This window comes from Actinacidiphila sp. DG2A-62, assembly GCF_035825295.1.
Taxonomy (GTDB): Bacteria; Actinomycetota; Actinomycetes; order Streptomycetales; family Streptomycetaceae; genus Actinacidiphila.
In genome coordinates this window covers 5,907,785-5,931,613 of sequence record NZ_JAYMGI010000002.1, presented here as the reverse complement: position 1 = coordinate 5,931,613, position 23,829 = coordinate 5,907,785, and the positions used below count along the sequence as shown (strand labels likewise).

At 73.7% G+C, this 23,829-nt stretch carries 22 protein-coding genes, 1 pseudogene and 1 riboswitch; of the genes and pseudogenes, 12 read left to right on the top strand and 11 right to left on the bottom strand.

All coding sequences use genetic code 11. The features are described 5' to 3' along the window. Positions 1 to 47 precede the first annotated feature (47 nt). Entirely contained in the window at positions 48 to 1,346 is a 1,299-nt protein-coding gene (locus tag VSR01_RS26670; RefSeq protein WP_326451645.1) for an extracellular solute-binding protein, read from the bottom strand. Positions 1,347 to 1,677: 331 nt separating this feature from the next. Here VSR01_RS26670 and VSR01_RS26665 point away from each other — a divergent pair, with 331 nt between their 5' ends. The 3 genes from VSR01_RS26665 to mctP all read left to right on the top strand — a co-directional run bounded on the left by VSR01_RS26665 (position 1,678) and on the right by mctP (position 4,580). Continuing rightward, the gene (locus VSR01_RS26665) at positions 1,678 to 2,448 is read left to right on the top strand and encodes a GntR family transcriptional regulator (protein WP_326453831.1); all 771 of its coding nucleotides are present in this window, start codon (positions 1,678 to 1,680) and stop codon (positions 2,446 to 2,448) included. Between the two features lie 186 nt (positions 2,449 to 2,634). Beyond that, positions 2,635 to 2,925, top strand: coding sequence for a DUF3311 domain-containing protein (locus VSR01_RS26660; RefSeq protein ID WP_326451644.1), 291 nt, complete (start codon positions 2,635 to 2,637; stop codon positions 2,923 to 2,925). Further along, on the top strand, positions 2,922 to 4,580 hold the full coding sequence (gene mctP, locus VSR01_RS26655) for a monocarboxylate uptake permease MctP (RefSeq protein WP_326451643.1): 1,659 nt from the start codon (positions 2,922 to 2,924) through the stop codon (positions 4,578 to 4,580). Before VSR01_RS26660 ends, mctP begins: the two co-directional genes overlap by 4 nt. A gap of 38 nt (positions 4,581 to 4,618) precedes the next feature. Here mctP and VSR01_RS26650 read toward each other — a convergent pair whose 3' ends face one another. Next, on the bottom strand, positions 4,619 to 5,608 hold the full coding sequence (locus tag VSR01_RS26650; protein ID WP_326451642.1) for a GlxA family transcriptional regulator: 990 nt from the start codon (positions 5,606 to 5,608) through the stop codon (positions 4,619 to 4,621). A gap of 89 nt (positions 5,609 to 5,697) precedes the next feature. Between VSR01_RS26650 and VSR01_RS26645 the strand changes: the two genes are divergently transcribed. From VSR01_RS26645 to VSR01_RS26635, 3 genes and pseudogenes are all read left to right on the top strand, one after another. Next, complete coding sequence (locus VSR01_RS26645; RefSeq protein ID WP_326451641.1) at positions 5,698 to 5,961, top strand: hypothetical protein; 264 nt, start codon at positions 5,698 to 5,700, stop codon at positions 5,959 to 5,961. A 37-nt stretch (positions 5,962 to 5,998) separates the two neighbouring features. Further along, positions 5,999 to 6,053, top strand: a riboswitch (cobalamin riboswitch). A gap of 393 nt (positions 6,054 to 6,446) precedes the next feature. Continuing rightward, a complete protein-coding gene (locus VSR01_RS26640; protein WP_326453830.1) occupies positions 6,447 to 8,783 on the top strand; it encodes a ribonucleoside-diphosphate reductase subunit alpha in 2,337 nt (778 codons plus the stop codon). Then, positions 8,774 to 9,805, top strand: a pseudogene (locus tag VSR01_RS26635) (ribonucleotide-diphosphate reductase subunit beta); the annotation flags it as partial. The gene VSR01_RS26640 and the pseudogene VSR01_RS26635, both read left to right, overlap by 10 nt. Positions 9,806 to 9,923: 118 nt before the next feature. On the opposite strand, the gene def reads toward VSR01_RS26635, so the two are convergent. The 8 genes from def to VSR01_RS26595 all read right to left on the bottom strand — a co-directional run bounded on the left by def (position 9,924) and on the right by VSR01_RS26595 (position 17,603). Next, positions 9,924 to 10,547, bottom strand: a complete 624-nt coding sequence (gene def / locus VSR01_RS26630) for a peptide deformylase (RefSeq protein ID WP_326451640.1) — start codon at positions 10,545 to 10,547, stop codon at positions 9,924 to 9,926. 87 nt (positions 10,548 to 10,634) lie between these two features. Further along, positions 10,635 to 11,648 carry a tetratricopeptide repeat protein gene (locus VSR01_RS26625; RefSeq protein ID WP_326451639.1) on the bottom strand — a complete coding sequence of 338 codons (1,014 nt, stop codon included), beginning with the start codon at positions 11,646 to 11,648 and terminating at the stop codon, positions 10,635 to 10,637. 105 nt (positions 11,649 to 11,753) lie between these two features. Further along, complete coding sequence (locus tag VSR01_RS26620) at positions 11,754 to 13,193, bottom strand: HD-GYP domain-containing protein (RefSeq protein WP_326451638.1); 1,440 nt, start codon at positions 13,191 to 13,193, stop codon at positions 11,754 to 11,756. Further along, positions 13,178 to 14,518 (bottom strand): HD-GYP domain-containing protein, encoded by a 1,341-nt coding sequence (locus VSR01_RS26615; protein WP_326451637.1) that lies wholly within the window; start codon positions 14,516 to 14,518, stop codon positions 13,178 to 13,180. Before VSR01_RS26615 ends, VSR01_RS26620 begins: the two co-directional genes overlap by 16 nt. 216 nt (positions 14,519 to 14,734) lie before the next feature. Further along, a complete protein-coding gene (gene rsrA, locus VSR01_RS26610) occupies positions 14,735 to 15,052 on the bottom strand; it encodes a mycothiol system anti-sigma-R factor (RefSeq protein WP_326451636.1) in 318 nt (105 codons plus the stop codon). Further along, positions 15,049 to 15,714 (bottom strand): sigma-70 family RNA polymerase sigma factor, encoded by a 666-nt coding sequence (locus VSR01_RS26605; protein ID WP_442785709.1) that lies wholly within the window; start codon positions 15,712 to 15,714, stop codon positions 15,049 to 15,051. Before VSR01_RS26605 ends, rsrA begins: the two co-directional genes overlap by 4 nt. Before the next feature lie 393 nt (positions 15,715 to 16,107). Continuing rightward, positions 16,108 to 16,776 carry an alpha/beta family hydrolase gene (locus tag VSR01_RS26600; protein WP_326451635.1) on the bottom strand — a complete coding sequence of 223 codons (669 nt, stop codon included), beginning with the start codon at positions 16,774 to 16,776 and terminating at the stop codon, positions 16,108 to 16,110. Continuing rightward, the gene (locus tag VSR01_RS26595) at positions 16,776 to 17,603 is read right to left on the bottom strand and encodes an SOS response-associated peptidase (protein WP_326451634.1); all 828 of its coding nucleotides are present in this window, start codon (positions 17,601 to 17,603) and stop codon (positions 16,776 to 16,778) included. Before VSR01_RS26595 ends, VSR01_RS26600 begins: the two co-directional genes overlap by 1 nt. Before the next feature lie 134 nt (positions 17,604 to 17,737). Here VSR01_RS26595 and VSR01_RS26590 point away from each other — a divergent pair, with 134 nt between their 5' ends. From VSR01_RS26590 to VSR01_RS26575, 4 genes are all read left to right on the top strand, one after another. Next, the gene (locus VSR01_RS26590; RefSeq protein WP_326451633.1) at positions 17,738 to 18,451 is read left to right on the top strand and encodes a M50 family metallopeptidase; all 714 of its coding nucleotides are present in this window, start codon (positions 17,738 to 17,740) and stop codon (positions 18,449 to 18,451) included. Positions 18,452 to 18,647: 196 nt separating this feature from the next. Continuing rightward, a complete protein-coding gene (gene aroA / locus VSR01_RS26585) occupies positions 18,648 to 20,006 on the top strand; it encodes a 3-phosphoshikimate 1-carboxyvinyltransferase (protein ID WP_326451632.1) in 1,359 nt (452 codons plus the stop codon). An 18-nt stretch (positions 20,007 to 20,024) separates the two neighbouring features. Next, on the top strand, positions 20,025 to 21,026 hold the full coding sequence (gene rsgA, locus VSR01_RS26580) for a ribosome small subunit-dependent GTPase A (protein ID WP_326451631.1): 1,002 nt from the start codon (positions 20,025 to 20,027) through the stop codon (positions 21,024 to 21,026). A 138-nt stretch (positions 21,027 to 21,164) separates the two neighbouring features. Beyond that, a complete protein-coding gene (locus tag VSR01_RS26575) occupies positions 21,165 to 21,488 on the top strand; it encodes a DMT family transporter (RefSeq protein ID WP_326451630.1) in 324 nt (107 codons plus the stop codon). Here the strand turns inward: VSR01_RS26575 and VSR01_RS26570 are convergent. Further along, positions 21,380 to 22,105 carry a TetR/AcrR family transcriptional regulator gene (locus VSR01_RS26570; protein WP_326451629.1) on the bottom strand — a complete coding sequence of 242 codons (726 nt, stop codon included), beginning with the start codon at positions 22,103 to 22,105 and terminating at the stop codon, positions 21,380 to 21,382. The two genes, VSR01_RS26575 and VSR01_RS26570, sit on opposite strands and share 109 nt — an antisense overlap. Positions 22,106 to 22,281: 176 nt before the next feature. Between VSR01_RS26570 and hisN the strand changes: the two genes are divergently transcribed. Both hisN and VSR01_RS26560 read left to right on the top strand, forming a co-directional pair. Then, on the top strand, positions 22,282 to 23,079 hold the full coding sequence (gene hisN, locus VSR01_RS26565) for a histidinol-phosphatase (RefSeq protein ID WP_326451628.1): 798 nt from the start codon (positions 22,282 to 22,284) through the stop codon (positions 23,077 to 23,079). Positions 23,080 to 23,261: 182 nt separating this feature from the next. Continuing rightward, on the top strand, positions 23,262 to 23,654 hold the full coding sequence (locus VSR01_RS26560) for a CBS domain-containing protein (protein ID WP_326451627.1): 393 nt from the start codon (positions 23,262 to 23,264) through the stop codon (positions 23,652 to 23,654). The last annotated feature ends 175 nt before the right edge of the window (positions 23,655 to 23,829 follow it).

Genomic DNA, 23,829 nt, shown 5'->3' with positions numbered 1-23,829 from the left:
GGCGGCCCGCAGCAGCGGACCGCCCGCCTCCGATGGCCAACGCCTGGTCAGGAGGCGTTGTTGATCAGCGAGTTGATCTTGTCGTCGGCCGCCTTGGTGGCGTCCGCGACGGACTTGCCCTTGAGGATGTCCAGCAGCATCGTCTTGAGGATGCCCTGCTTCTCGATGGCCGCCCAGCCCGGTGCGATCGGGGTGAACCAGGCGTCCGGCACCGCGTTGGCCGCGGCGGCGGTGGCCGGGTCGGCCTTCATCGGCTCCAGCTGCGTGGTGTTGTTGGGCAGCGTCGCCTTGGCGACCAGCGCGGCCTCGTTCTTCTCGTCGGTGTAGTCGGCGATGAACTCCTTGGCCAGGTCCTGCACCTTGGACTTGCTGATCACCGCGAGGTCGGAGCCGCCGATGAAGGAGGGCAGCGCCTTGCCGTTGGGGCCGGGCATGGTCGCGGTCTTGATCGCGTCCTTGAGCTTGGCGTTGCCGGTCGGCGGGGTGACGACCGAGCCGGCCTCCCAGCCGTTGCCGTAGATCACGCCGGCCTTGCCGTGCGCCATCACGTTGGCGTGGTCGGCCTCGTCCTTGGTCTGGTCGCCGTGGTTGTACTTCTTGACCAGGTCGATGAAGTGCTGGATGCCCTGCTGCGCCTGCGGGGTCTCCAGGCTGGCGGTCCACTTGGTGCCGTCGGTGGTGGCGATCGCGCCGCCGTACGCCTTGACGTACGACATCGCGGCGTACCAGTACTGGCCGGGCAGGTACAGCGGCGAGTACGTCTTGTCGCTGCCCTTCTTCGCCTCGATCTTGTCCAGCGCGGCGGTCAGCGCGTCCTCGGTGGCCGGGAACTGGTCCGAGCCGGTGCCGGCCTTGAAGTCGTCGGCGTTGTAGATCGCGACGCGGGCGCCGGCGTAGTAGGGCACGCAGTAGAGCTTGCCCTGGTAGGTGCAGGTGTCCTCAAGGCCCTTGATCCAGGTCGCGGAGTTGGCGAACTGCGACTTGTCCACCGGCGCGAGGGCGCCGTTGAGGATGTACGTCATGGTCTCGGTGTTGCCCAGCTCGACCACGTCGGGGGCGCTGGAGCCGGCCAGGGCCGCGTCCAGCTTCTGGACCTTGTCGCTCCACTGCTGGTACTGGATCTTCAGGTTGACCTTGGGGTACTTGGCCTTGAACTGGGCCGTGGTGTTCTTGACCAGCTCGGGCCAGGCGGTCTGCGACTCCGCCATCAGCCAGACCGTCACCGTGCCGGTGCGGTCGGCCGGCTTCTCGGCCGACTTGTCGTCCTTCTTGTCCGACCCGCCACAGGCCGCGACACCGGCGATCATGGTCGCGACGCCGACCGCCGCGATGAGCTTGCGCTTCACGCCACCCTCCTCAGGATGCCCGAAACTCCCCCACCGCCCGAAATGCCGGCTGTCGCGCGACATGCGGCAACCGCGTCCTGCTCGTGGGTCTTGGGACTGGTCCACTTCCCCGGGCTTAATGGTTTAGACCAGTACGGGGAGCTTGGCCTAGACCTTTGGGGGTGTCAAGGGTGTATAAGAACACCCGTCGGGTCTGTTATCGGACCGACACCTGAGAGGGATCAGCCACCGACCGCCTCCCTCGGCCAGGGCAGCGCGTGCCACCATGTGAGCCGCAATCAACGGGAGGAAGCCGGTGACGGCAGCACGACAGCAGTCGGGAGTGAACGTCATGGACAGCGACGCGGGCACAGCGGCCGAGGCCACCGGGACCGGCACCGCGGGCCGCACCGCGCGCGTGCCCAAGTACTACCGGCTCAAGCGGCATCTGCTGGACATCACGCAGACCATGCCCCCCGGCACCCCGGTGCCGCCGGAACGCACCCTGGCCACCGAGTTCGACACCTCGCGCACCACCGTCCGGCAGGCGCTGCAGGAGCTGGTGGTCGAGGGCCGGCTGGAGCGCATCCAGGGCAAGGGCACCTTCGTCGCCAAGCCCAAGGTCTCCCAGGCGCTGCAACTGACCTCGTACACCGAGGACATGCGGGCCCAGGGGCTGGAACCGGCCTCCCAGCTGCTGGACATCGGCTACATCACCGCCGACGACCGGCTGGCCGGGCTGCTGGACATGAAGCCCGGCGGCCGGGTGCTGCGGATCGAGCGGCTACGGCTGGCCAACAGCGAGCCGATGGCCATCGAGACTACCCACCTGTCGGCCAAGCGCTTCCCGGCGCTGCGCCGCAGCCTGGCCAAGTACACCTCGCTGTACACCGCGCTGGCCGAGGTCTACGACGTGCGGCCGGCCGAGGCGGAGGAGACCATCGAGACCTCGCTGGCCACCCCGCGCGAGGCGGGGCTGCTGGGCACCGACGTCGGCCTGCCGATGCTGATGCTCTCCCGGCACTCGATCGACACCACCGGCGAGCCGGTGGAGTGGGTCCGCTCGGTCTACCGCGGCGACCGCTACAAGTTCGTCGCCCGCCTCAGCCGCCCCACCGACTGACGCCCGCGGCGCCGGCCCCGCCGGCCCCACCGGCCCTGGCGTCCCCGCCGGCCTCCGGGGACTCACACCCGCACAGGTAGTGACGCCCGTCCGCCCCGTCCCCTAGATTCCTTGGGCACCGAGATCAAGGTCGGCCACGGTCGACCAGGTCACCGCAAGGTCGCTCTAGGGGACGGAGCAGCACGCATGCCGGAAGAGACACCGCCGCAGACCGCCACACCGCCCGGTGACGCCGGGCCGGCCGCACCGCCCGTGGTCACCGTGCCACGGGTGCTGGCCGGCGTGTGCCTGGTCATCCCGCTCGTCGCCCTGCTGTGGGTGGACTCCTACGCGCGGATGACCCCCCGGTTCATCGGCATCCCGTTCTTCTACTGGTACCAGATCGCCTGGGTCCCGGTGGCCGCGGCGCTCACCTACACCGCGTACCAGCTCGTCCTGCTCGACGAGCGGCACCGCAAGGCCGGAGGCTCCCGGTGAACAACGACGTCAACGGCGTCGCGCTCGGCGTCTTCATCTTCTTCTTCCTCGCCGTCACCGTGATGGGCTTCCTCGCCGCCCGCTGGCGGCGCGCGGAGAACGCCCTGCACCTGGACGAGTGGGGCCTGGGCGGCCGCACCTTCGGCACCTGGGTCACCTGGTTCCTGCTCGGCGGCGACCTCTACACCGCCTACACCTTCGTCGCGGTGCCCGCGGCGATCTACGGCGCGGGCGCGGCCGGCTTCTTCGCGGTGCCGTACACGATCATCGCCTACCCGCTGGTCTTCCTCTTCCTGCCCCGGCTGTGGTCGGTCTCGCGCAAGCACGGCTACGTGACCTCCTCGGACTTCATCCGCGGCCGGTACGGCTCCAAGGCGCTGTCGGTGGCCGTCGCGCTGACCGGCATCGTCGCGACCATGCCGTACATCGCGCTGCAACTGGTCGGCATCCAGGCGGTGCTGGACGTGATGGGCGTCGGCGGCAGCGACTCCACCAACTGGTTCGTCAAGGACCTGCCGCTGCTGATCGCCTTCGGCGTGCTGGCCGCCTACACCTACTCCTCCGGGCTGCGCGCGCCGGCGCTGATCGCGTTCGTGAAGGACGCGCTGATCTACATCGTCATCGCGGTGGCGATCATCTACATCCCGTACAAGCTCGGCGGGTTCGACGGCATCTTCCACCACGCGCAGCAGGCGTACGCGGTGAAGAACCCGGCCACCGGCAAACCGCGCGGCTCGCTGGTGACCGCCCCGCAGGCGCAGTGGGCGTACGCGACCCTGGCGCTCGGCTCGGCGATGGCGCTCTTCCTCTACCCGCACTCGGTCACCGCGGTGCTCTCCGGCCGCAGCCGCAACGTGATCCGCCGCAACACCACGATCCTGCCGCTGTACTCGCTGATGCTCGGCCTGCTGGCGATGCTCGGCTTCATGGCGGTCGCCGACGGCGTCGGCAAGGGCATCAAGGGCTACAACGCCCAGCTGGCCATCCCGCAGCTGTTCGAGAACGTCTTCCCGTCCTGGTTCGCCGGCGTCGCGTTCGCCGCGATCGGCATCGGCGCGCTGGTGCCGGCCGCGATCATGTCCATCGCGGCGGCGAACCTGTTCACCCGCAACATCTACAAGGACCTGATCCGCCCGCAGGCCACGCCGAGCGAGGAGACCAAGGTCTCCAAGATCGTCTCCCTGGTGGTCAAGGTCGGCGCGCTGGTCTTCGTGCTGTCGATGGACAAGACGGTCGCGATCAACTTCCAGCTGCTGGGCGGCATCTGGATTCTGCAGACGGTGCCGACCATCGTGGGCGGCCTGTTCACCCGGTGGTTCCACCGCTGGGCGCTGCTGGCCGGCTGGGCGGCGGGCATGGCGTACGGCACGTGGAAGGCGTACGACCAGGCGAGCCCTACACAGTCGCACTTCGGCGGGAACTCGGCGAACATCCCCGGTCTGGACAAGATCGGCTACATCGGCATGACCGCCTTCGTGCTCAACCTCGCGGTGGCGGTGGTGCTCACGGTGGTCCTCGACCTCCTCAAGGCGCCGGCCGGCACGGACGAGACGTCCCGCGCGGACTACGTCACCGAGGTCGAGGAGGAGGCCGTCCCGGCCCCGGAGAAGGGCGAGCCCGGCGTCCCCGGCCTCCCCGAACCCGCGGGAGCTTGACCTGACCTGACAGTTCGACCCCGTCGCCCCTCGGGGGCTCAGCCGACCTGAGACGTCAACCCCCGAGGGGCGCGCCCCGATCCCCGGAACGCACGCCGGTAGGCGTGCGGGGTCGTGCCGGTCCACCGGGCGAAATGGTGCCGCAGCGTCGCCGCGTTGCCGAACCCCGCGCGGGAGGCGACCGCGTCGACGGTCTCGTCCGTCCCCTCCAGCAACTCCCGCGCCAGCAGCACCCGCTGCCCCAGCAGCCAGCGGTACGGCGTCGTCCCGGTCTCCTGCTGGAACCGCCGCGCAAACGTCCGAGGCGCCATGTGCGCGCGGGCCGCCAGCTCCTCGACCGTCACCTCGCGGTCCAGGTGGCGCTCCATCCAGCCCAGCACCCCGGCCACGGTGTCGTCCGCGGCGCGGGGCAGCGGCCGGGCGACGTACTGCGCCTGGCCGCCCTCGCGGTGCGGCGGTACGACCATCCGCCGGGCGATGCCGTTGGCCACCGCGCTGCCCTGCTCCTTGCGCACCAGGTGCAGGCACGCGTCGATGCCGGAGGCCGTGCCGGCCGAGGTGACCACGCCGGAGTCGTCCACGTAGAGCACGTCCGGCTCGACCCGGGCCAGCGGGTGGCGGGCGGCGAGCAGGTCGGCGTGCCGCCAGTGCGCGGAGCAGCGCCGCCCGTCCAGCAGCCCGGCCGCGCCCAGTGCGAAGACGCCCGAGCACACGCTGAGCACCGTCGCGCCGCGCTCCACCGCGCGGGTGAGCGCGTCCAGCATCCGGGGCGGGAAGTCCCGCCGCACGTACGCGTCGCCGGCCGGGACCGCGATCAGGTCGGCCTCCTCCAGCCGGTCCAGATCCTCGCCGACGGCCAGCTCGAAGCCGGCGTGGGTGCGCAGCCGGGAGCCCTCGGCGGAGACCACCGCGAAGTCGTAGACGGGCAGGCCGTCGTCGCTGCGGTCGAGGCCGAAGACCTCGCAGACGACGCCGAGTTCGAACGGGTGCACACCGTCGAGGAGCAGCACCGCGATGTTCTGCAGCATGGCTCCGAGGATGCCATGTGGCAGGATGTCGCGGTAGTACGACAGTCCTGCCACTGTCCCCGGGTCGGCGGCGCGAGCACGCTTGACCCATGACCGTTCTCCTGGACATCACGGCTCTGACCGTTCTCGCCGCCGCCCTCTCCGCCGTGCCGCTGCACGGCCTGCGCCACGAGGCCCGGATCACCCGGGAGATCCGGGCGGCCCGCGCGGCCCGCCAGGCGCACGCCGCCCGCCAGGCGCACGCCGCCGCGCGGGTCCCCGGGCCCGCCCACGCCGCCGCCGAGCCCCGACCGGCCCTTCCGGAAGCTGACACACCGACACAACAGACACAACATGTGGTGGTGCTTCGATAGCCGAACACAAGATGTATGCTCAACTCCGCTGCCCGCAGGGGAAGCCGGTGCGAATCCGGCGCTGCCCCGCAACGGTGAGCGGCAGGCGTCCCCGCACGCCTCCGCACAGCCCGATCGCCTGCCGGCGCCGCGCCCGACGCGTTCCCCGCGTCGACGCGCGCTTGTGTCCGGGCCTCGCGGATTGGGCCTGCGGACGCGGTGCCGCCTGCCCGCCCGCCGGGTGACGGCGCCCTGCCCGCTGCTCCCCTCCCGCGCGGCCGCCGCCGCGTACGAGGGAGAGAGCACCCATCGTGACCATCGCGCCCGCCGCAGCACCCGCTGGAGCGCCCAGCGGAACCGTCCACCGGACGGCGCCCCCTCCCCCGGCCGCCGAAACCGCCGCCGAACCCGGAACAGCCCCCGGGACAGCCCCCGGGAGCGGGGGCGCCCAGGCTCCCGCTCCCGGAACCGGTCCCGACGCCGCCCCCGACGCCGCCGGCAAGGCGCTGCTCGACGAGCTGCTCGCGTTGACCGCCGACCTGCCCGACGCCGACCCCGGCCGGGTCGCCGCCGCCGCGCTGCGCGGCCGCAGCGCGCACGCCGACGCCGCCGAACTGCGCGCGTTGGCCTGCGAGGCCGCGGCCGGCCTGATCGCCGAGGACCCGGCGTACTCGCGGCTCGCCGCGCGCCTGCTGACCCGTACGATCGCCGCCGAGGCGGCCGGCCAGGGCGCGGTGTCCTTCTCCGCGTCGATCGCGGTCGGCCACCGCGAGGGTCTGATCGCCGACCGCACCGCCGCCTTCGCCGAGCTGCACGCCGCGCGCCTGGACGCGCTGGTCGAGCAGGCGCTCGCCGACGGCGCCGACGACCGCTTCGGCTACTTCGGCCTGCGCACCCTGCACAGCCGCTACCTGCTGCGGCACCCGGTCACCCGGCAGGTCGTGGAGACCCCGCAGCACTTCCTGCTGCGGGTCGCGGCCGGGCTCGCCGAGGACGACTCCGCCCGCGCGGTCGACGAGGTCGCCGCGCTCTACCGGCTGATGAACCGCCTGGAGTACCTGCCCAGTTCGCCGACGCTGTTCAACTCCGGCACCCGGCACCCGCAGATGTCCTCCTGCTACCTGCTGGACTCGCCGCTGGACCGGCTGGACTCGATCTACGACCGCTACGCCCAGATCGCCCGGCTGTCCAAGCACGCCGGCGGCATCGGCCTGTCCTACTCCCGGATCCGATCGCGCGGTTCGCTGATCCGCGGCACCAACGGCCTGTCCAACGGCATCGTGCCGTTCCTGAAGACGCTGGACGCCTCGGTCGCGGCCGTCAACCAGGGCGGCCGGCGCAAGGGCGCCGCCGCGGTCTACCTGGAGACGTGGCACAGCGACATCGAGGAGTTCCTCGAACTGCGCGACAACACCGGTGAGGACGCCCGCCGCACCCACAACCTCAACCTCGCGCACTGGGTGCCCGACGAGTTCATGCGGCGGGTCGAGGCGGACCTGCCGTGGTCGCTGTTCTCGCCCGCCGACGTGCCCGAGCTGGTCGACCTGTGGGGCGCGGAGTTCGACGCCGCCTACCGCCGCGCGGAGGCCGCGGGCCTGGCCAGGAAGACCCTGCCGGCCCGGGAGCTGTACGGCAGGATGATGCGCACGCTGGCGCAGACCGGCCAGGGCTGGATGACGTTCAAGGACGCGGCCAACCGCACCGCCAACCAGACAGCGCGCCCCGGCCGCACCGTGCACTCCTCGAACCTGTGCACCGAGATTCTGGAGGTCACCGACGACTCCGAGACCGCGGTGTGCAACCTCGGCTCGGTCAACCTCGGTTCCTTCGTCACCCCCGAGGGCGACATCGACTGGGAGCGCCTGGACGCCACCGTGCACACCGCGGTGACCTTCCTGGACCGCGTGGTGGACATCAACTTCTACCCGACCGAGGAAGCCGGCCGGTCCAACTCCCGCTGGCGGCCGGTGGGTCTGGGCGTGATGGGCCTGCAGGACGTGTTCTTCAAGCTGCGGCTGCCCTTCGACTCGGCGGGGGCGCGCGAGCTGTCCACCCGGCTGTCGGAGCGGGTGATGCTCGCCGCGTACGAGGCGTCCTGCGACCTCGCCGAGCGCAGCGGCCCGCTGCCGGCCTGGGACCAGACCCGTACCGCCGACGGCGTGCTCCACCCCGACCACTACGGCGTCGAGTTCACCTGGCCCGAGCGCTGGGAGCGGCTGCGGCGGCGGATCGCCGAGACCGGTCTGCGCAACGCGCTGCTGCTGGCCATCGCGCCGACCGCGACCATCGCGTCGATCGCCGGGGCGTACGAGTGCGTCGAGCCGCAGGTCTCCAACCTCTTCAAGCGCGAGACGCTGTCCGGGGAGTTCCTCCAGGTCAACTCCTACCTGGTGGCCGACCTCAAGCGGCTGGGCGCGTGGGACGAGCGGTCGCGGGAGGCGCTGCGCGCGTCCAACGGCTCGGTGCGGGGCTTCGACTGGGTGCCCGCCGAGGTGCGCGCGCTGTACCGCACGGCGTGGGAGATCCCGCAGCGCGGCCTGATCGACATGGCGGCGGCGCGCACCCCGTACCTGGACCAGAGCCAGTCGCTGAACCTGTTCCTGGAGACGCCGACCATCGGCAAGCTCAGCTCGATGTACGCCTACGCCTGGAAGCAGGGCCTGAAGACCACGTACTACCTGCGCTCGCGGCCGGCCACCCGGATCGCCCGCGCCGCCCAGGGCGGGGCCCACGAGGCCGTGCCGGCCGGCGGACCCGCCCCCGTACCCGTGCGGCAGGCCGTCGACGCCGACGCCGTCGCCTGCTCCCTGGAGAACCCCGAGTCCTGCGAGGCATGCCAGTGACGACCAGCACCACCACCACGACCCGCAAGAACCTGCTCGACCCGGGCTTCGAGCTCACGCTGCGCCCGATGCGCTACCCGGACTTCTACGAGCGCTACCGGGACGCGATCAAGAACACCTGGACCGTGGAGGAGGTCGATCTGCACTCCGACGTCGCGGACCTGGCCAGGCTCACCCCCGCGGAGCAGCACCTGATCGGCCGGCTGGTGGCGTTCTTCGCCACCGGCGACTCGATCGTCGCCAACAACCTGGTGCTCACCCTCTACAAGCACATCAACTCCCCCGAGGCGCGGCTCTACCTGAGCCGGCAGCTGTTCGAGGAGGCGGTGCACGTCCAGTTCTACCTGACCCTGCTGGACACCTACCTGCGCGATCCCGACGACCGCGCCGCGGCCTTCGCGGCGGTGGAGAACATCGCGTCGATCCGCGAGAAGGCGCGGTTCTGCTTCCGCTGGATGGACTCGGTGGAGTCGATCGACCGGCTGGAGTCGGCGGCCGACCGGCGGCGCTTCCTGCTCAACCTGATCTGCTTCGCCGCGTGCATCGAGGGCCTGTTCTTCTACGGGGCCTTCGCGTACGTGTACTGGTTCCGCTCCCGCGGGCTGCTGCACGGCCTGGCCACCGGCACCAACTGGGTGTTCCGCGACGAGACGATGCACATGAGCTTCGCCTTCGACGTGGTGGACACCGTGCGCAAGGAGGAGCCCGAGCTGTTCGACGACCGGCTGCGCGAGCAGGTCACCGACATGCTCAAGGAGGCCGTGGAGGCGGAGCTGCAGTTCGGCCGCGACCTGTGCGGGGACGGGCTGCCGGGCATGAACACCGAGTCGATGCGCGCGTACCTGGAGTGCGTCGCCGACCAGCGGCTGGTCCGGCTCGGCTTCGCGCCGGTCTACGGCTCGCGCAACCCCTTCTCCTTCATGGAGCTGCAGGGCGTCCAGGAGCTGACCAACTTCTTCGAGCGCAGGCCGTCCGCGTACCAGGTCGCGGTGGAGGGCACGGTGGCGCTGGACGAGGACTTCTCGCCGGCGGTCCGTCCGCCGGCGGTCCGTCCGCCGGCGGTCCGTCCGCCGGCGGTCTGCGGGGCCGGGCGCGCGGGAACGGCGCCCGGCCCGGCGCGGGCCGCTCGGCCCCGCCCGCTCAGTCGTTGGGCACCGTCTCGAACTTCGGCGTCGCCTCGGCCATCTGCCGCAGCACGTCCTTGCGGTCGCGCTTGGACAGCCGGTCGATGTAGAGCCGGCCGTAGAGGTGGTCGGTCTCGTGCTGGAGGCAGCGCGCGAAGTAGCCGGTGCCGTGCACCCGGATCGGGTTGCCCTGCGCGTCCTGGCCGCGCACCACCGCGTAGTCGGGCCTGGCCAGCTCCATGTACGCGCCGGGCACCGACAGGCAGCCCTCGTTGGAGTCGTCCAACCGCCGCTTGTCCGCGGGCAGTTCCTCCAGCACCGGGTTGCAGATGACGCCGACGTGCCGCTTGTTCTCGTCGTCGGGGCAGTCGTAGACGAAGACCTTGAGGTCCACGCCGATCTGGTTGGCGGCCAGCCCGACGCCTTCGGCGGCGCGCTGCGAGGCGAACATGTCGTCCACCAGAGCGGCCAGTTCGTCGTCGAAGGACGTCACGTCCTTGCACTCGCGGTGCAGCACGGGATTGCCGACCACGGTGATCGGGCGGACCGTGCCACGCGCGCGGTACGCCGCCTCGCGCTCCTCGGCGTCCGTCACGTCGTCGAGGAACTCCTGGCCCTGCTCGGTCTGCTGCTGGGACATCTGCGCCGTATGCCTTCCCGGAACCTTGGGTGAACCTTTCCAAGGGTACGGGGCGCCGGGCGGCCGCGGGAAAACTCCCCGGCCGGCTCAGCACACCTCTTCCAGGTCCCGCCAGTCCCGGCTGCCGGGGCTGTCGGCGACCCAGCTGTCCAGCAGGCCGCGCACCAGCGAGGCGGGCGCGGCGATGCCGCACTCGCGCTCCGGCGTCCAGTGCAGCGCCTCGGCGCCGCGGCCCAGATGGCTCAGGTGCCCGGGGTGGCCGGGCTCGCCGTGGTCGTGCGGGTCGCGGGTGACCACCGAGCCGTCGTCGGTGGGCATCCGGCTCTCCGAACAGGTGCGGCAGAGCAGCCGGACCGAGGAGGACCAGTCCTCCGCGGCGTAGCCGGCGTCGGCCGCCAGCCGCTCCAGCGCGTCCCGGTCGGCCTCGGTGGCGGCCTCCAGCAGCACCAGCCACGTGGGCACCGGGGACGGCGCCCACAGCTCGATCTCGTCGAAGACCGGGTAGACCGCGCGGCGCGCGGCGCCCTCGGTGGCCCGCTCGCCGTGCGGGACGCCGTCGTGCAGCACCACCTCGCCCCAGCGCCGCCCGGAGGACGGCAGCGGGATGGAGAGCACCTCCATCCGCGCCGGGTCCAGCCGGCGCCCCCACACCACCTCGGCCTCGCCCTCGGGCGACAGCCGCACCGCGGCGCTGCCCAGCGGCATCCGCACCGACTCCTCGCCGGCCGCCAGCTCCGCGGCGGCGGTCCCGGTCGGCGGGCGCAGCCCGTAGGCCTGCCAGGCGCGGCGGGCCAGCGGCCAGTCCTGCAACGCGGTCGCGGCGATGCCCAGATTCCACCAGTCGGGTGCGCCGACCGGGCGGTCCAGCAGCGCCACGGCGCGCAGGCCGGCGATCCGGGCCTGTGCCCAGTCGTGCCGGAACTTGTGCAGCAGCGCGAGGTTGTACCAGGACTCCGAGAGCCACGGCTCCAGGTCCGCGGCGCGGGTCAACAGGGCGCCGGCGTCCTCGTAGCGGCCGTCGTCGATCAGCGAGAACGCGCGGTCGGTGGCCTGCCGCCACGTGGGCGACGGCCGGTGCCGCACTCTGCCGAAGATCCTCACCGTCGTTTCCCGCCTCCCCCCGTAGCAACCCCTACGACACCAACCTTGCACACTTCGGCCGTTGTCTCAGCCTGACAGCAGCAGACCGGTCGGCGGCCCCGGCCGTCAACCCCCCTCATTGCCATCCTCGACGGCATCCAACCATGCCCCGGTCGGCTCGCGGGCGAGGACCCTGGTCAGGGCGTCCACGACCCGCGGATCGTAGGTGTGCGCGGTGTCCCGCCGGAGCCGCTCCACGGCGGCCGGCCGGTGCTCCGGGGCGCCGTCACCCGTCAGGTCCTCGTAGTCGTTGACCGTGCGCACGATCCGGCAGGCGAGCGGCTGCTCGCGGTACGGGTGCGCCTGGCGCTCGACGATCAGCGCGACCTCGGCGGGCGCGCCGGTCGCGCGGGCCACCTCGCCGCCGAGCGCGGCGATGGTCCGCCGGCGGCCGGCGTCCAGCGGCTGGGTGGCGCCGCGCGGCACCGGGTCGACCAGCGAGAGCTGCCCGATGTCGTGCATCAGGGCGGCGTACTCCAGCAGCAGCACGCGGCGCGGCGGCAGGCCCAGTTCGCGGCCCACGGCGGCGGCCAGGTCGCCGACCCGGCGGGCGTGGCCCTCGGGCGTGTACCCGGCGACCTCGGTGGCCCGCGCCAGCGTCGTCACGGTCTGCCGGTACGTCGCGCGGACGGCGGCGTGCCCGCGCAGGCCCAGTTGCGTCAGCAGCAGCGGTACGGCCACCACGGGCACCGCCCACAGCCCGGCGCTGTCGACGGCGAGCGCGAGGACGACGCCGCCGGCGCAGACCGCGGAACCCATCGCGGCCAGCCCCCTGACCTCGTCGCGCAGCCCGGCGGCGAACGGCGCGCCGCCCAGCGCCGCGGCCACCGCCGCGTCGCACAGCCCCACCAGGACGAGCACGGCGACGTATCCGGCGGCCAGCGGCGCGCCCCGCGGTCCACCGTCGTGCAGCGGCTGGCAGCACACCGCGGCGAAGGCGACCGCCACGCAGCCGCGCACCAGGCCGGCCCGCTGCCCGCTTCCGCCGGCGGCGGCCGGCGCGCGGCGCCCCCGCGCGTGCCGGCCGTGCCCGCGGGCCTTCCCGGCCTCGGGTCCGGGCCGCCGCGCGGCGGGGATGGGGGCGGCGCGGGGCGGGCCGGCGCGCGCGGGGGTCGGGGCGCGCCCTCCCAGGCGCGTGCGCGCGCGGATCGGGGCGTGGCGTCGCAGGACCGTGCGCGTGGGGATCGGGGCGTGGCGTCGCAGGACCGTGCGCGCGGCGGCGGCCAGGGCCGCGCAGACGAAGGTGAGGGCGACGGCCTGGGCGACGTCGGCGCCGCCGGGGGCGACGAGGGCGTAGCCGAGGGCGCCCGCGGTGGCCAGCGGCGCGCCCTCGCGGTCGGCGCCCGGCGGCACCCGCAGCGCCTCGCCGAGCACGATCACCGCGCCGAACGCCGCCGCGGCGGCCGGCTCGCGCACCCCGCCGCACACCGTCCAGCCGACCGCGACGGCCACCAGCAGCCCCCCGCCGCCCCGCACCACCCGGCATGCCGTCAGCCCACCCGCCACGTCCCCTCCCCCACAACGGTCGCGCCGCCCGCGGACGCGTGCGCGGCCTCCGGCGCCGGGGCGGCCGCGGGCCCGGAGGGCGAGGTCAGCGCACGGGTGAGGGCCGCGACCATCGCGGGGTCGAAGTGCGTGCCGGCGCAGCGCTGGAGTTCGGCGAGGGCGGCGTCGACCGGGCGGGCCGGGCGGTAGGACCGGGTGGAGGTCATCGCGTCGAAGGCGTCGGCGACGGCGACCACGCGGGCGCAGTGCGGAATCCGATCGCCGGACAGGCCGTGCGGGTAGCCGGTGCCGTCCAGGCGCTCGTGGTGGTGCAGGATCGCCTCGCGCGCCTCGTCGAGGAAGGCGATGCCACGGGTCATGTCGTGGCCGTACTCCGGGTGCCGCTGGACGACCCGCCGCTCCTCCTCGGTCAGCGGCCCGTCCTTGCGCAGCACCCGCGTCGGCACGCCGAGCTTGCCGATGTCGTGCAGCAGCCCGGCCAGCCGCAGCGCGTCCACCCGCTCCTCGGGCAGCCCCAGCTCCCGGGCGATCATCGCCGACGCCCGCCCGACGCGTTCGCCGTGCCCGCGGGTGTACGGGTCCTTCAGGTCCACCGCGTGCACCAGCGCCCGTACCGTCGCCCCGTGCGCCGCCCGCTCCCGGCGGGACCGCGCGAACACCCAGCAGGCCACGTACATCGGCAGCGGCACCAGCACCGCGGCGAAGACCCCGTAGCCGCGCAGCCACAGCAGCGCGGTCATCAGCGCGACCAGGCCGTAGGTGAGGTACGGCACGAGCGCGGCGAGCAGCGGCTCGCCCCAGGCCGCGGCCGGCGCGCGCCGCTCCGCGGTGACCAGGACGGCGCCGGTGAGCGCGGTCGCGGTGGCACAGAAGCACAGCGCGGCGCACAGGGCCGGCAGCAGGCCGTACGGCAGTCCGGCCGTGCGCACCGCCGCCGGGCCGCCGACCGCGCGGCAGCACAGCGCCGCGGCCCAGGCGGCGACCGCCAGGTACCCGGCCCGCCAGCAGCGCCGCACCCACGGAACGGGCCTGGCCAGCGAGCCGGGCACGCCGACCAGGGCCGCCGCGGCCGGCGGCAGCAGCAGCGCGCCGGCCAGCAGCACCGGCAGGAACGGCCCGACCTCGGACGGCGGGTGCCGCCCGGCCACCCGGGCCGGCAGCACGCCGGGCTCGCACATCGCGTAGAGCGCGGCCAGCACCGCGAGCGTCGTCCAGTGGGTGCCGGGCCGCAGCGCCGGGGCGCCGCACAGGGCTGCCGCGGCGCACACGGCGGCGACCGTGACCCGCGCCGCGGGCGGCAGCGGGCGGCGGGACGCGACTGGCACGGCGGCGGCCTCCCCTCGCACGACTCCCGCGGGGGGCGGCCCTTCGGCATCGCCGCGCCCGCCGGAGACTCAAGGAGGATAGGGCCGCGTCCGTCGTGGTGAGGGCCGGTCGCCCACCGCTCACCCGCACGGGTGACGCGGCCCTTCCGGGCCCGCGAACGCCCGCGGACCCGGGATCAGGCCGAGATTGCCGGGGTCAGGCCGAGAATGCCGGGGTCAGGCCGAGGGCGCCTCGGACGCGCCGACCGTGGCCGCCGGGTCCGGCTCGACCACCGCCTCGCCGGAGCGGATCAGGTCGATCCGCATCATCACCTTCGACCGCAGGTCGGTGGGCACGTCGTCGGAGCCGCAGCACCGCTTGACGAGCTTCTTCACCGCCTGCTCCAGGCCGTACTTCTCCAGGCACGGGTGGCACTCGTCGAAGTGCTGCTTGAACTTGGCGCAGGCGTCGTCGGACATCTCGTCGTCGAGGTACTCGTAGAGGTGGTCCAGCACCTCCGAGCAGTCCGTCTCATGTGCGTTCCCGCAGCTCATGAATCCGCGCCCTTCTCATCCGCCGCGCCCGCCGGGACCAGCCCGCGCTCGCGCGCGTAGTCCTCCAGCAGCTCGCGCAACTGGCGACGGCCTCGGTGCAGCCGGGACATCACCGTACCGATGGGTGTACCCATGATGTCCGCGATCTCCTTGTAGGCAAAGCCCTCCACATCGGCGAGGTAGACCGCGATGCGGAACTCCTCGGGGATGGACTGCAGGGCCGCCTTGACGTCGGAGTCGGGCAGGTGGTCCAGCGCCTGCGACTCCGCGGACCGCAGACCGGTCGACATGTGCGACTCGGCCCTGGCCAGCTGCCAGTCCTCGATCTCCTCCGAGCCGCTGCGCAGCGGCTCGCGCTGCTTCTTGCGGTAGGAGTTGATGAAGCTGTTGGTCAGGATGCGGTACAGCCACGCCTTGAGGTTGGTGCCCTCGCGGAACTGGTGGAAGGACGCGTACGCCTTGGCGTAGGTCTCCTGCACCAGGTCCTCGGCGTCGGCCGGGTTGCGGGTCATCCGCAGCGCGGCCGAGTACATCTGGTCGAGGAAGCCGAGGGCGTCCCGCTCGAAGCGCTCGGTGCGCTCCGCGTCGCTCTCCTGCCGCCCCTGGCCGGACGCACCCGCGGTGCCCGCCGTGCTGTCGTCGGTGCCGGTGACCTGACCCACCTCCTCAGTGACGCTTGCGTGCCCCAAAGCGGACACGCTCGACTGGGAGGATATTGCACGTGAGGCGGGCACGCCCGAACCGCCCTTGCCGTGGTCCTCGGTGGACCACTCGGCTGCCCACTCCAGGTAGGGGGCCCTGGCGGCGGCCTGTGCGGTGGCCGTGCTCGCGGCGCTCGCGGTACTCACGCCCGCGTCCGCTGCGGGGTCCTGCGCCCGTGGCCGGCATGCGGCTGAAACCATGCGGCTGCCTTTCTCACCCTGTTCCGACGCCCTGTCGACGCCGCCGTACCCGGCTGTGCCGCCCTCGGGACCCTTCACCGCGCCCCTGGCCGCACCCGGCCGTACCGGTTGTCGCGCCGTCTGTCGCCTCGCACAACACTCCGGTCGCCGCGGTCATTCCCCGGGGCGGCCCGCGGCCAGTCCGAGCCCGGCCAGCCCGCGGCCGACCTCCTCGGTCAGCAGGTCGAGCGCCTCCTGCTGGCCGAGCGCGGCGCGCTTGGGCACCGCGAAGCCGTGGTCGGCCTCCGGCACCTCGAAGGGGAGGTGGCCGGCCGGGAACTCCGCGGGCCGGCCGAACGGGTCGTTGCCGCCCTGGACGGCGAGCACCGGCACGGCCGCGGCGGCGGCCAGCAGCTCTTCGGCGCGCGACCTCTCCGGCTTGCCCGGCGGGTGCAGCGGGAACGCCAGCAGCAGGACGGCCGCCGCGCCCAGCTCCGCGGCGGTCCGGCAGGCGACCCGCGCGCCGGCGCTGCGCCCGCCCGCGACGACCGGCAGCCCGGGTCCGGCCAGCCGCGGCCACAGCGCGGTCCACCCGGCGTCCAGCGTCTTCGGCGCGGGCGCGAGCTTGCGGCCGGCCACCCGCCACGGCTGCTCCACCAGCGCGACGGTGACGCCGAGCGGCGGCAGCGCCGCGGCCAGCGCAGCCAGGTCGCGCGCCTCGACGCCGCCGCCCGCGCCGTGACCGAGCGCGAGCACGCTGCGGGCGGTGGTCCGGCCCGGCGGGCGGTGCCAGGTGATGCGCGCCGGGCCCGCGGGGGTGTCCACGAGCTGGGTGGAAGCCATCAGAAGAGCGTCTCCTCCTCGGGCGCCGGCAGTTCCTCGACCAGCTCGGGCCCGTTGTTCCGCACATTGCTCACCGCGACGCCGACAGGGTAGGCGCGCAGCAGTCCCGGCGGCGGCGGGGCGAGCATCGCGCGCACCTCGTCGGGGTCGGTGGTGGCCGGGTCGAGCCAGGCGTCCCAGCGGTCCGCCGTCAGCATCAGCGGCATCCGCGGGTGCAGCTCGGAGAGCGACCGCGGGCCCTGCCCCGCGTACCCGGCCAGCTCGGTGGTCTCCGCGGCCGTGGTGACCACCGTGCAGGTCGTCCACCAGGCGGCCGGGTGGTCGTCCGGCAGCGTCCGGTCGCGCCAGAACTCGTAGAGGCCGGCCATGGCGAAGACCGAGCCGTCGGCGGGCGTGACGAAGTACGGCTGCTTGCGCGCGCGCTTCTTCCTGCCCTCCTCCTCCAGCTCCCGCTCCTGCGCCCCGGTCTTCCACTCGTAGTAGCCGTCGGCGGGTATCAGGCAGCGGCGGGCGGTCAGCGCGCGGCGGAACGACGGCTTCTCGTGCACGGTCTCGGCGCGCGCGTTGATCAGCCGGGCGGCGCCCTCGGGGCTCTTCTCCCAGGACGGCACCAGGCCCCAGCGCAGCATCCGCAGCTGCCGGACCGGCTCAGGGGAACCGGAATCGCGCACCGGGCGGTCCAGTACGACGGGGACCTCCTTCGTCGGCGCCACGTTCCAGTCCGGGGCCCAGCCGGAGCCGAGGGCCTCCGCGGTGTCCCACTGCCGGACCTCGAAGAGCGCGGCGAGGTCCTCGGGACGCCGGCTCGCTGCATATCGACCGCACATGCCTGCCACACTGCCACGACCCGCCGACACCACGGACGGGATTCAACAGACGCGGCAGACGCGGTGCGCGCGGCACACGCGGCACACGCGGCACACGTACGAGACGGACGAGACGGACCGGGAGCGCCAGGCACATGAACGTCGCGAGCATCACCGAGATGTGGGACCGGCTCACCGGGACCCAGCCCGACCCCTCGCGCTGGCTGGTCCTGGTGACCGCGCTGCTCGCCCTGGGCGCGGTCGCCTTCCGCGGGGTGTGGCACGTCACCCGCAACGCGGTGACCATCGCGCACGAGGGCGGCCACGGCCTGGTCGCCCTGCTGTCGGGCCGCCGCCTGGACGGCATACGCCTGCACTCCGACACCTCGGGGCTGACCGTCTCCCGCGGCAAGCCGCACGGCCTGGGGATGGTGCTGACCGCCGCGGCCGGCTACACCGCGCCGCCGCTGCTCGGCCTGGCCGGCGCGGGCCTGCTGGCCGCCGGGCACATCACCGCGCTGCTGTGGGGGGCGACCGCGCTGCTGCTGGTCATGCTGGTGATGATCCGCAACGCCTACGGCGCGCTGACCGTGGTGGTGGCGTGCGCGCTGTTCCTGGGGGTGTCCTGGCTGACCGGGGCCCGGGTGCAGGCGGCGTTCGCCTATCTGGCGGTGTGGTTCCTGCTGCTCGGCGGCGCCCGCCCGGTCGCGGAGCTGCAGCGCACCCGGCGGCGCGAGCGCGGCGGCTCCTCCGACGCCGACCAGCTGGCCCGGCTCACCCACACCCCGGCGGCGCTGTGGCTGCTGCTGTTCTACGCGGTCGCGCTGTGCTCGCTGTTCGGCGGCGGGAGCTGGCTGCTGCGGGCGTGAGGGCGGAACGCGCCACTGACCCCGCCGACCCCGCCGACCCCGCTGACCACCGGTGACCCCGCTGACCCCGCTGACCACCGGTGCACGCCGCTGCCCGCCGGTGACATGGCCGGAAGCGGATGACATCCTGTTTCCGGCAGGTTTCGGCCGATTCGCCGACTTATCCGCCCGTACCCGAGCCACTACGCTTGCGCCCATGAGTGACAGCACCGCACAGCACGACCTCTGGCCTGCGCCGCACGCGGCCGCAGCGGTGGACGCGACCGTCCACGTCCCCGGCTCGAAGTCGGTGACCAACCGTGCCCTGGTGCTGGCCGCGCACTCCACGGAACCCGGCTGGGTGCGCCGCCCGCTGCGCAGCCGGGACACCATGCTGATGGCCGAGGCGCTGCGGGCGATGGGCGTCCAGATCGACGAGACGGTCAACCCGGACGGCGGCGAGGCGTGGCGGATCATCCCGGCCGGGCTGCACGGCCCGGCCACCGTCGACGTCGGCAACGCGGGCACCGTGATGCGCTTCCTGCCGCCGGTCGCCGCGCTCGCCGACGGCCCGGTCCGCTTCGAGGGCGACGCGCGGGCGTACGAGCGCCCGCTGCACGGCGTGATCGACGCGCTGCGGGTGCTCGGCGCCAGGATCGACGACGAGGGCCGCGGCGCGCTGCCGCTGACCGTGCACGGCGCGGGGCAGTTGGCCGGCGGCGCGGTGGACGTGGACGCGTCGGCGTCGTCGCAGTTCGTCAGCGCCCTGCTGCTGTCCGGGCCGCGCTTCAACAAGGGTCTGGAGCTGCGGCACACCGGCAACAGCCTGCCGTCGCTGCCGCACGTCCGGATGTCGGTGGACATGCTGCGCAAGGCCGGCGCCAAGGTGGACGCGCCGGAGGACGGCGGCCGGGCGAACGTGTGGCGGGTCACCGCGGGCGCCCTGCTGGGCCGCGACCTGACGGTGGAGCCCGACCTGTCCAACGCCGCGCCGTTCCTGGCCGCGGCCCTGGTCACCGGCGGCCGGGTGACGGTCCCCGGCTGGCCGGCCCGCACCACCCAGGCGGGCGACGCGCTGCGCGACCTGTTCACCCGGATGGGCGGCTCGTGCGAGCTGACCGACCGCGGGCTGACCTGCACCGGCTCCGGCCGGGTGCGCGGCCTGACCGCCGACCTGCACGAGGTGGGCGAGCTGGCGCCGGTGGTCGCGGCGGTCGCCGCGCTCGCCGACGGCCCCTCGCAGCTGTCCGGCATCGCGCACCTGCGGATGCACGAGACCGACCGGCTGGCCGCGCTGGCCGCCGAGCTGAACCGTTTGGGCGGCGACGTCACCGAGACCGAGGACGGCCTGCGCATCCGCCCGCGCCCGCTGCGCGGCGGCGTCTTCCACACCTACGAGGACCACCGGCTGGCCACCGCGGCCGCCGTACTGGGCCTGGCCGTGCCCGGCGTGGAGATCGAGAACGTGGCGACCACCGGCAAGACGCTGCCGGACTTCACCGAGCTGTGGACCGGGATGCTCGCCGAGCCCGCGGCGCCGGCCGCCGACGGCGGCCCGGTCCGGGCGCGGGGCTGAGGGCGCGGGGCGGAAGCGGTGCGGCGTTACGGCAAGAACCCCGACGAGGACGACGTCAGGTCGCGGCCCAACCCCAAGGGGAACCGCCCCAGGACCAGCATCCGCCCCAAGCACGAGGACGCCTCCGAGGGCATGGTCCTCACCGTGGACCGCGGCCGGCTGACGGTGCTGGTCGACGGCCGCGAGGTGGTCGCGATGAAGGCGCGCGAGCTGGGCCGCAAGTCCGCGGTGGTCGGCGACCGTGTCGCGGTGGTGGGCGACCTGTCCGGCGCGAAGGACACCCTGGCCCGGATCGTCCGGGTCGAGGAGCGCCGCTCGGTGCTGCGCCGCACCGCGGACGACACCGACCCGTACGAGCGGGTGGTGGTCGCCAATGCCGAGCAGCTGGCGATCGTCACCGCGCTGGCCGACCCCGAGCCGCGGCCGCGGATGATCGACCGCTGCCTGGTGGCCGCCTACGACGCGGGCCTGGAGCCGCTGCTGGTGCTCACCAAGTCCGATCTGGCGCCGGCCGGACCGCTGCTGGAGACGTACGGCGCGCTGGACCTGGAGCACGTGGTGACCAACAGGGACGACTTCCTGACCGGCGGCGTGGACCAGATCAGGCAGCGGCTGGCCGGGCGGGTGACGGCGTTCGTCGGGCACAGCGGCGTCGGCAAGACCACGCTGGTCAACGCGCTGGTGGAGCGGCAGCGCAGCACCGGCCGGGTGAACGCGGTGACCGGGCGCGGCCGGCACACCACCACCTCGGCGCTGGCCCTGCCGCTGCCGGACGACGACGGCTGGGTCATCGACACCCCGGGCGTCCGGTCCTTCGGGCTCGCGCACGTCGACCCGTCGCGGGTCATCCACGCCTTCCCCGACCTGGAGCCGGGCACCGAGGAGTGCCCGCGGGCGTGCTCCCACGACGAGCCGGACTGCGCGCTGGACGCGTGGGTCGCCGACGGGCACGCGGAGCCCGCCCGGCTGGACTCGCTGCGGCGGCTGCTGGCGACGCGGGAGCGCCGGGAGGGGGACTGACGGTCCGCCGCGGACCGACCTGTGTGATGATCGACGGCGGCAGAACGGCGCGGGCACGCGGAAAGGCGTACGGCGGGCCGTGCGGGACAAAGTTCAACAGAGGTCGGCTCAGGCGCCGACAGAGGTACGGAGGCACCGATGGCCTGGCTCCTCGTGGTGGTCGCGGGGCTCTTCGAGACCGGGTTCGCGGTGTGCCTCAAGCTCTCCCACGGCTTCACCCGGCTGTGGCCGACGGTGGCGTTCTGCCTGTTCGCGCTGGGCTCGTTCGGCATGCTGACGCTGTCGCTGAAGAAGCTGGACGTGGGCCCCGCGTACGCGGTGTGGACCGGCATCGGCGCGGCCGGCACCGCGATCTACGGCATGGCCTTCCTCGGCGACCTGGTGTCCGCGCTGAAGCTCGCGTCGATCTCGCTGGTGATCCTGGGCGTGATCGGCCTGCAGATCTCCGGCTCCAGCCACTGACGCCGGCTCGCCGCTCCTGACGTCCCGTCAGGTGTGCGGCGGTCCGGCCAGCAGGCTGCGGACGAGGTGGGCGACGCGCAGGCACGCGGCCTCGTCGCCGCCGGCCCCGGCGCGACCACGTAGGACAGCGTCAGCCGCACCGCCGCCTCACAGGCCCAGGCGATGTCCGAACCGGGCGCGTCCGCCGGGCGCGGCGGCGTCGCGCTCCCGCGCAACTGCGGGAACTGCGCCTCCAGCGCGGCCACGGCCCTGCGCTGGAACGCGCCGACGAGGTCGGCGTCCCGCGGGCCGCCGGCGCCGACGAGCGCGGCCCGCACCAGCGGGCTGCGGCGCGCGGTGCGCAGCGTCCAGCCGGCGGCCGCGGCGAAGCACTCCCCGGCGTCCGCGCCGCTGAGCCGGGCCAGCGCGAGGGCGCGGTCAACGCCGGCCAGGTACGTCTCGCTCTCGCGCCGCACCAGCGCCCTGGCCAGCCCGTCCTTGTTGCGGAACTCGTTGTACAGGGTCTGCCGGGACACGCCCGCGGCGGCGGCCACCTCGACCATCCGGATGGCGGTCCAGGGCCGCCTGCCGAGCGCCGCGCTGGCGGCGTCGAGCAGCGACTCGCGTGCGGTGGGCATCGTCGCCTCCAAACCGCCGCGCGCCGTGCGTCGTTCGTCCTGGGAGGTGCCGTACCGAGGCCGCGGCCGCCGTGGTTGGAGAATTGACGCGGCAGGTGCTGCTGTCAAGGTCCCGCGCAGCGGCCGGCGTCGGCCGGTTCCGGCCCTCCGCGCCGCCGTACCGCTACTGTTCGGCCATGCCCGAATACAACGACGACCTGCGGCTGGCCCACGTGCTGGCCGACGCCGCCGACGCCGCGACCATGGAACGCTTCCGGGCGCTCGACCTGAAGGTCGAGACGAAGCCGGACCTGACGCCGGTGACCGAGGCGGACAAGGCGGCCGAGGAGCTGATCCGCGGTCACCTCGCCCGCGCCAGGCCCCGGGACGCGGTGCTGGGCGAGGAGTTCGGCAGCGAGGGCGGCGGCGCGCGGCGCTGGATCGTCGACCCGATCGACGGCACGAAGAACTACGTGCGCGGCGTGCCGGTGTGGGCGACGCTGATCGCGCTGGCGGTGCGCGGCGAGCAGGGCGACGAGGTGGTGGTCGGCCTGGTGTCCGCGCCGGCGCTGGGCCGTCGCTGGTGGGCGGCCAAGGACGCGGGGGCGTTCTGCGGGCGCAGCCTCACCTCGGCGACCCGGCTGGGGGTCTCCCGGGTCGAGCGGGTGGCGGACGCGTCCTTCGCGTACTCCTCGCTCACCGGCTGGGAGGAGCAGGGCCGCCTGGACGGGTTCCTGCGACTGTCCAGGGACTGCTGGCGGACCCGCGGCTACGGCGACTTCTGGCCGTACATGATGGTCGCCGAGGGGTCGGTGGACATGTGCGCGGAGCCCGAGCTGAGCCTGTGGGACATGGCGGCGAACGACGTGATCGTGCGCGAGGCGGGCGGGCGCTTCACCTCCCTCGACGGCGAACCGGGCCCGTTCGGAGCGAACGCGGCGGCCTCGAACGGGCTGCTGCACGAGGATCTGCTCGGGTACCTCGGCCGGGGCTGAGGCGGCGGTCCCGGCCGGGGCGAGCGCTTCGGCCGGGGCTGAGCCGGCAGTCGGGGGCGTACCGGCGGGGTGCGCGCCCCGTGCTCGTGCCTACGCGCCCCTTGCCCGGTCCGGGTCACGCATGTGAACATGAGAATGCCCGAGCTTGTGAACTTGTGAATGCGTTCACGGAGGTATCCCTCATGCTGGTCCGCGACGCGATGAGCACAGTGGTTCTGACCATCGGCCCCGCCCACACCCTCCGCCAGGCCGCCCAGCTGATGTCCGCCCGCAGGGTCGGCGCGGCCATCGTCCTGGACCCCGACACCGCCGGCCTCGGCATCCTGACCGAGCGCGACGTGCTCAACGCGATCGGCGCGGGCCTGGACCCGGACGCCGAGGCCGCCCACGCCCACACCACCACCGACGTCGTCTTCGCCGCCCCGCGCTGGACCCTCGACGAGGCCGCCGCCGCGATGGTCCGCGGCGGCTTCCGCCACCTGATCGTCCTCGACGGCCGCGACCCGGTCGGGGTGGTCTCCGTACGGGACATCGTTTGCTGCTGGAGCCCGTCCCACACGGCGGTCCCGGCGTAGCCCGCCAAGTCTTCGCGGTCAAGCGGTCCGTCCGGCGCGCAGGGCCTGGAAGCGCGGCGGACGGCCGCTTGCCGCGGTCGGCGCCCGCCGCGGAGAGCAACCTCGGCCGCGGCGGCCGTCGGAGCAGATCGTACATTGGACATAGTCCAAGTCAAGAGTCCGAGTAGGACAAGAG

Bases quoted from the DNA above. Each gene is read 5' to 3' on its own strand.
- VSR01_RS26650 (WP_326451642.1), bottom strand. From the start codon at position 5,608: ATGCTGCAGAACATCGCGGTGCTGCTCCTCGACGGTGTGCACCCGTTC.
- VSR01_RS26575 (WP_326451630.1), top strand. From the start codon at position 21,165: ATGGCCTGGCTCCTCGTGGTGGTCGCGGGGCTCTTCGAGACCGGGTTC.
- VSR01_RS26600 (WP_326451635.1), bottom strand. From the start codon at position 16,776: ATGGCTTCCACCCAGCTCGTGGACACCCCCGCGGGCCCGGCGCGCATC.
- VSR01_RS26590 (WP_326451633.1), top strand. From the start codon at position 17,738: ATGAACGTCGCGAGCATCACCGAGATGTGGGACCGGCTCACCGGGACC.
- VSR01_RS26570 (WP_326451629.1), bottom strand. From the start codon at position 22,105: ATGCCCACCGCACGCGAGTCGCTGCTCGACGCCGCCAGCGCGGCGCTC.
- rsrA (WP_326451636.1), bottom strand. From the start codon at position 15,052: ATGAGCTGCGGGAACGCACATGAGACGGACTGCTCGGAGGTGCTGGAC.
- aroA (WP_326451632.1), top strand. From the start codon at position 18,648: ATGAGTGACAGCACCGCACAGCACGACCTCTGGCCTGCGCCGCACGCG.
- VSR01_RS26560 (WP_326451627.1), top strand. From the start codon at position 23,262: ATGCTGGTCCGCGACGCGATGAGCACAGTGGTTCTGACCATCGGCCCC.
- VSR01_RS26595 (WP_326451634.1), bottom strand. From the start codon at position 17,603: ATGTGCGGTCGATATGCAGCGAGCCGGCGTCCCGAGGACCTCGCCGCG.
- hisN (WP_326451628.1), top strand. From the start codon at position 22,282: ATGCCCGAATACAACGACGACCTGCGGCTGGCCCACGTGCTGGCCGAC.
- VSR01_RS26660 (WP_326451644.1), top strand. From the start codon at position 2,635: ATGCCGGAAGAGACACCGCCGCAGACCGCCACACCGCCCGGTGACGCC.
- VSR01_RS26645 (WP_326451641.1), top strand. From the start codon at position 5,698: ATGACCGTTCTCCTGGACATCACGGCTCTGACCGTTCTCGCCGCCGCC.
- VSR01_RS26665 (WP_326453831.1), top strand. From the start codon at position 1,678: ATGGACAGCGACGCGGGCACAGCGGCCGAGGCCACCGGGACCGGCACC.
- def (WP_326451640.1), bottom strand. From the start codon at position 10,547: ATGTCCCAGCAGCAGACCGAGCAGGGCCAGGAGTTCCTCGACGACGTG.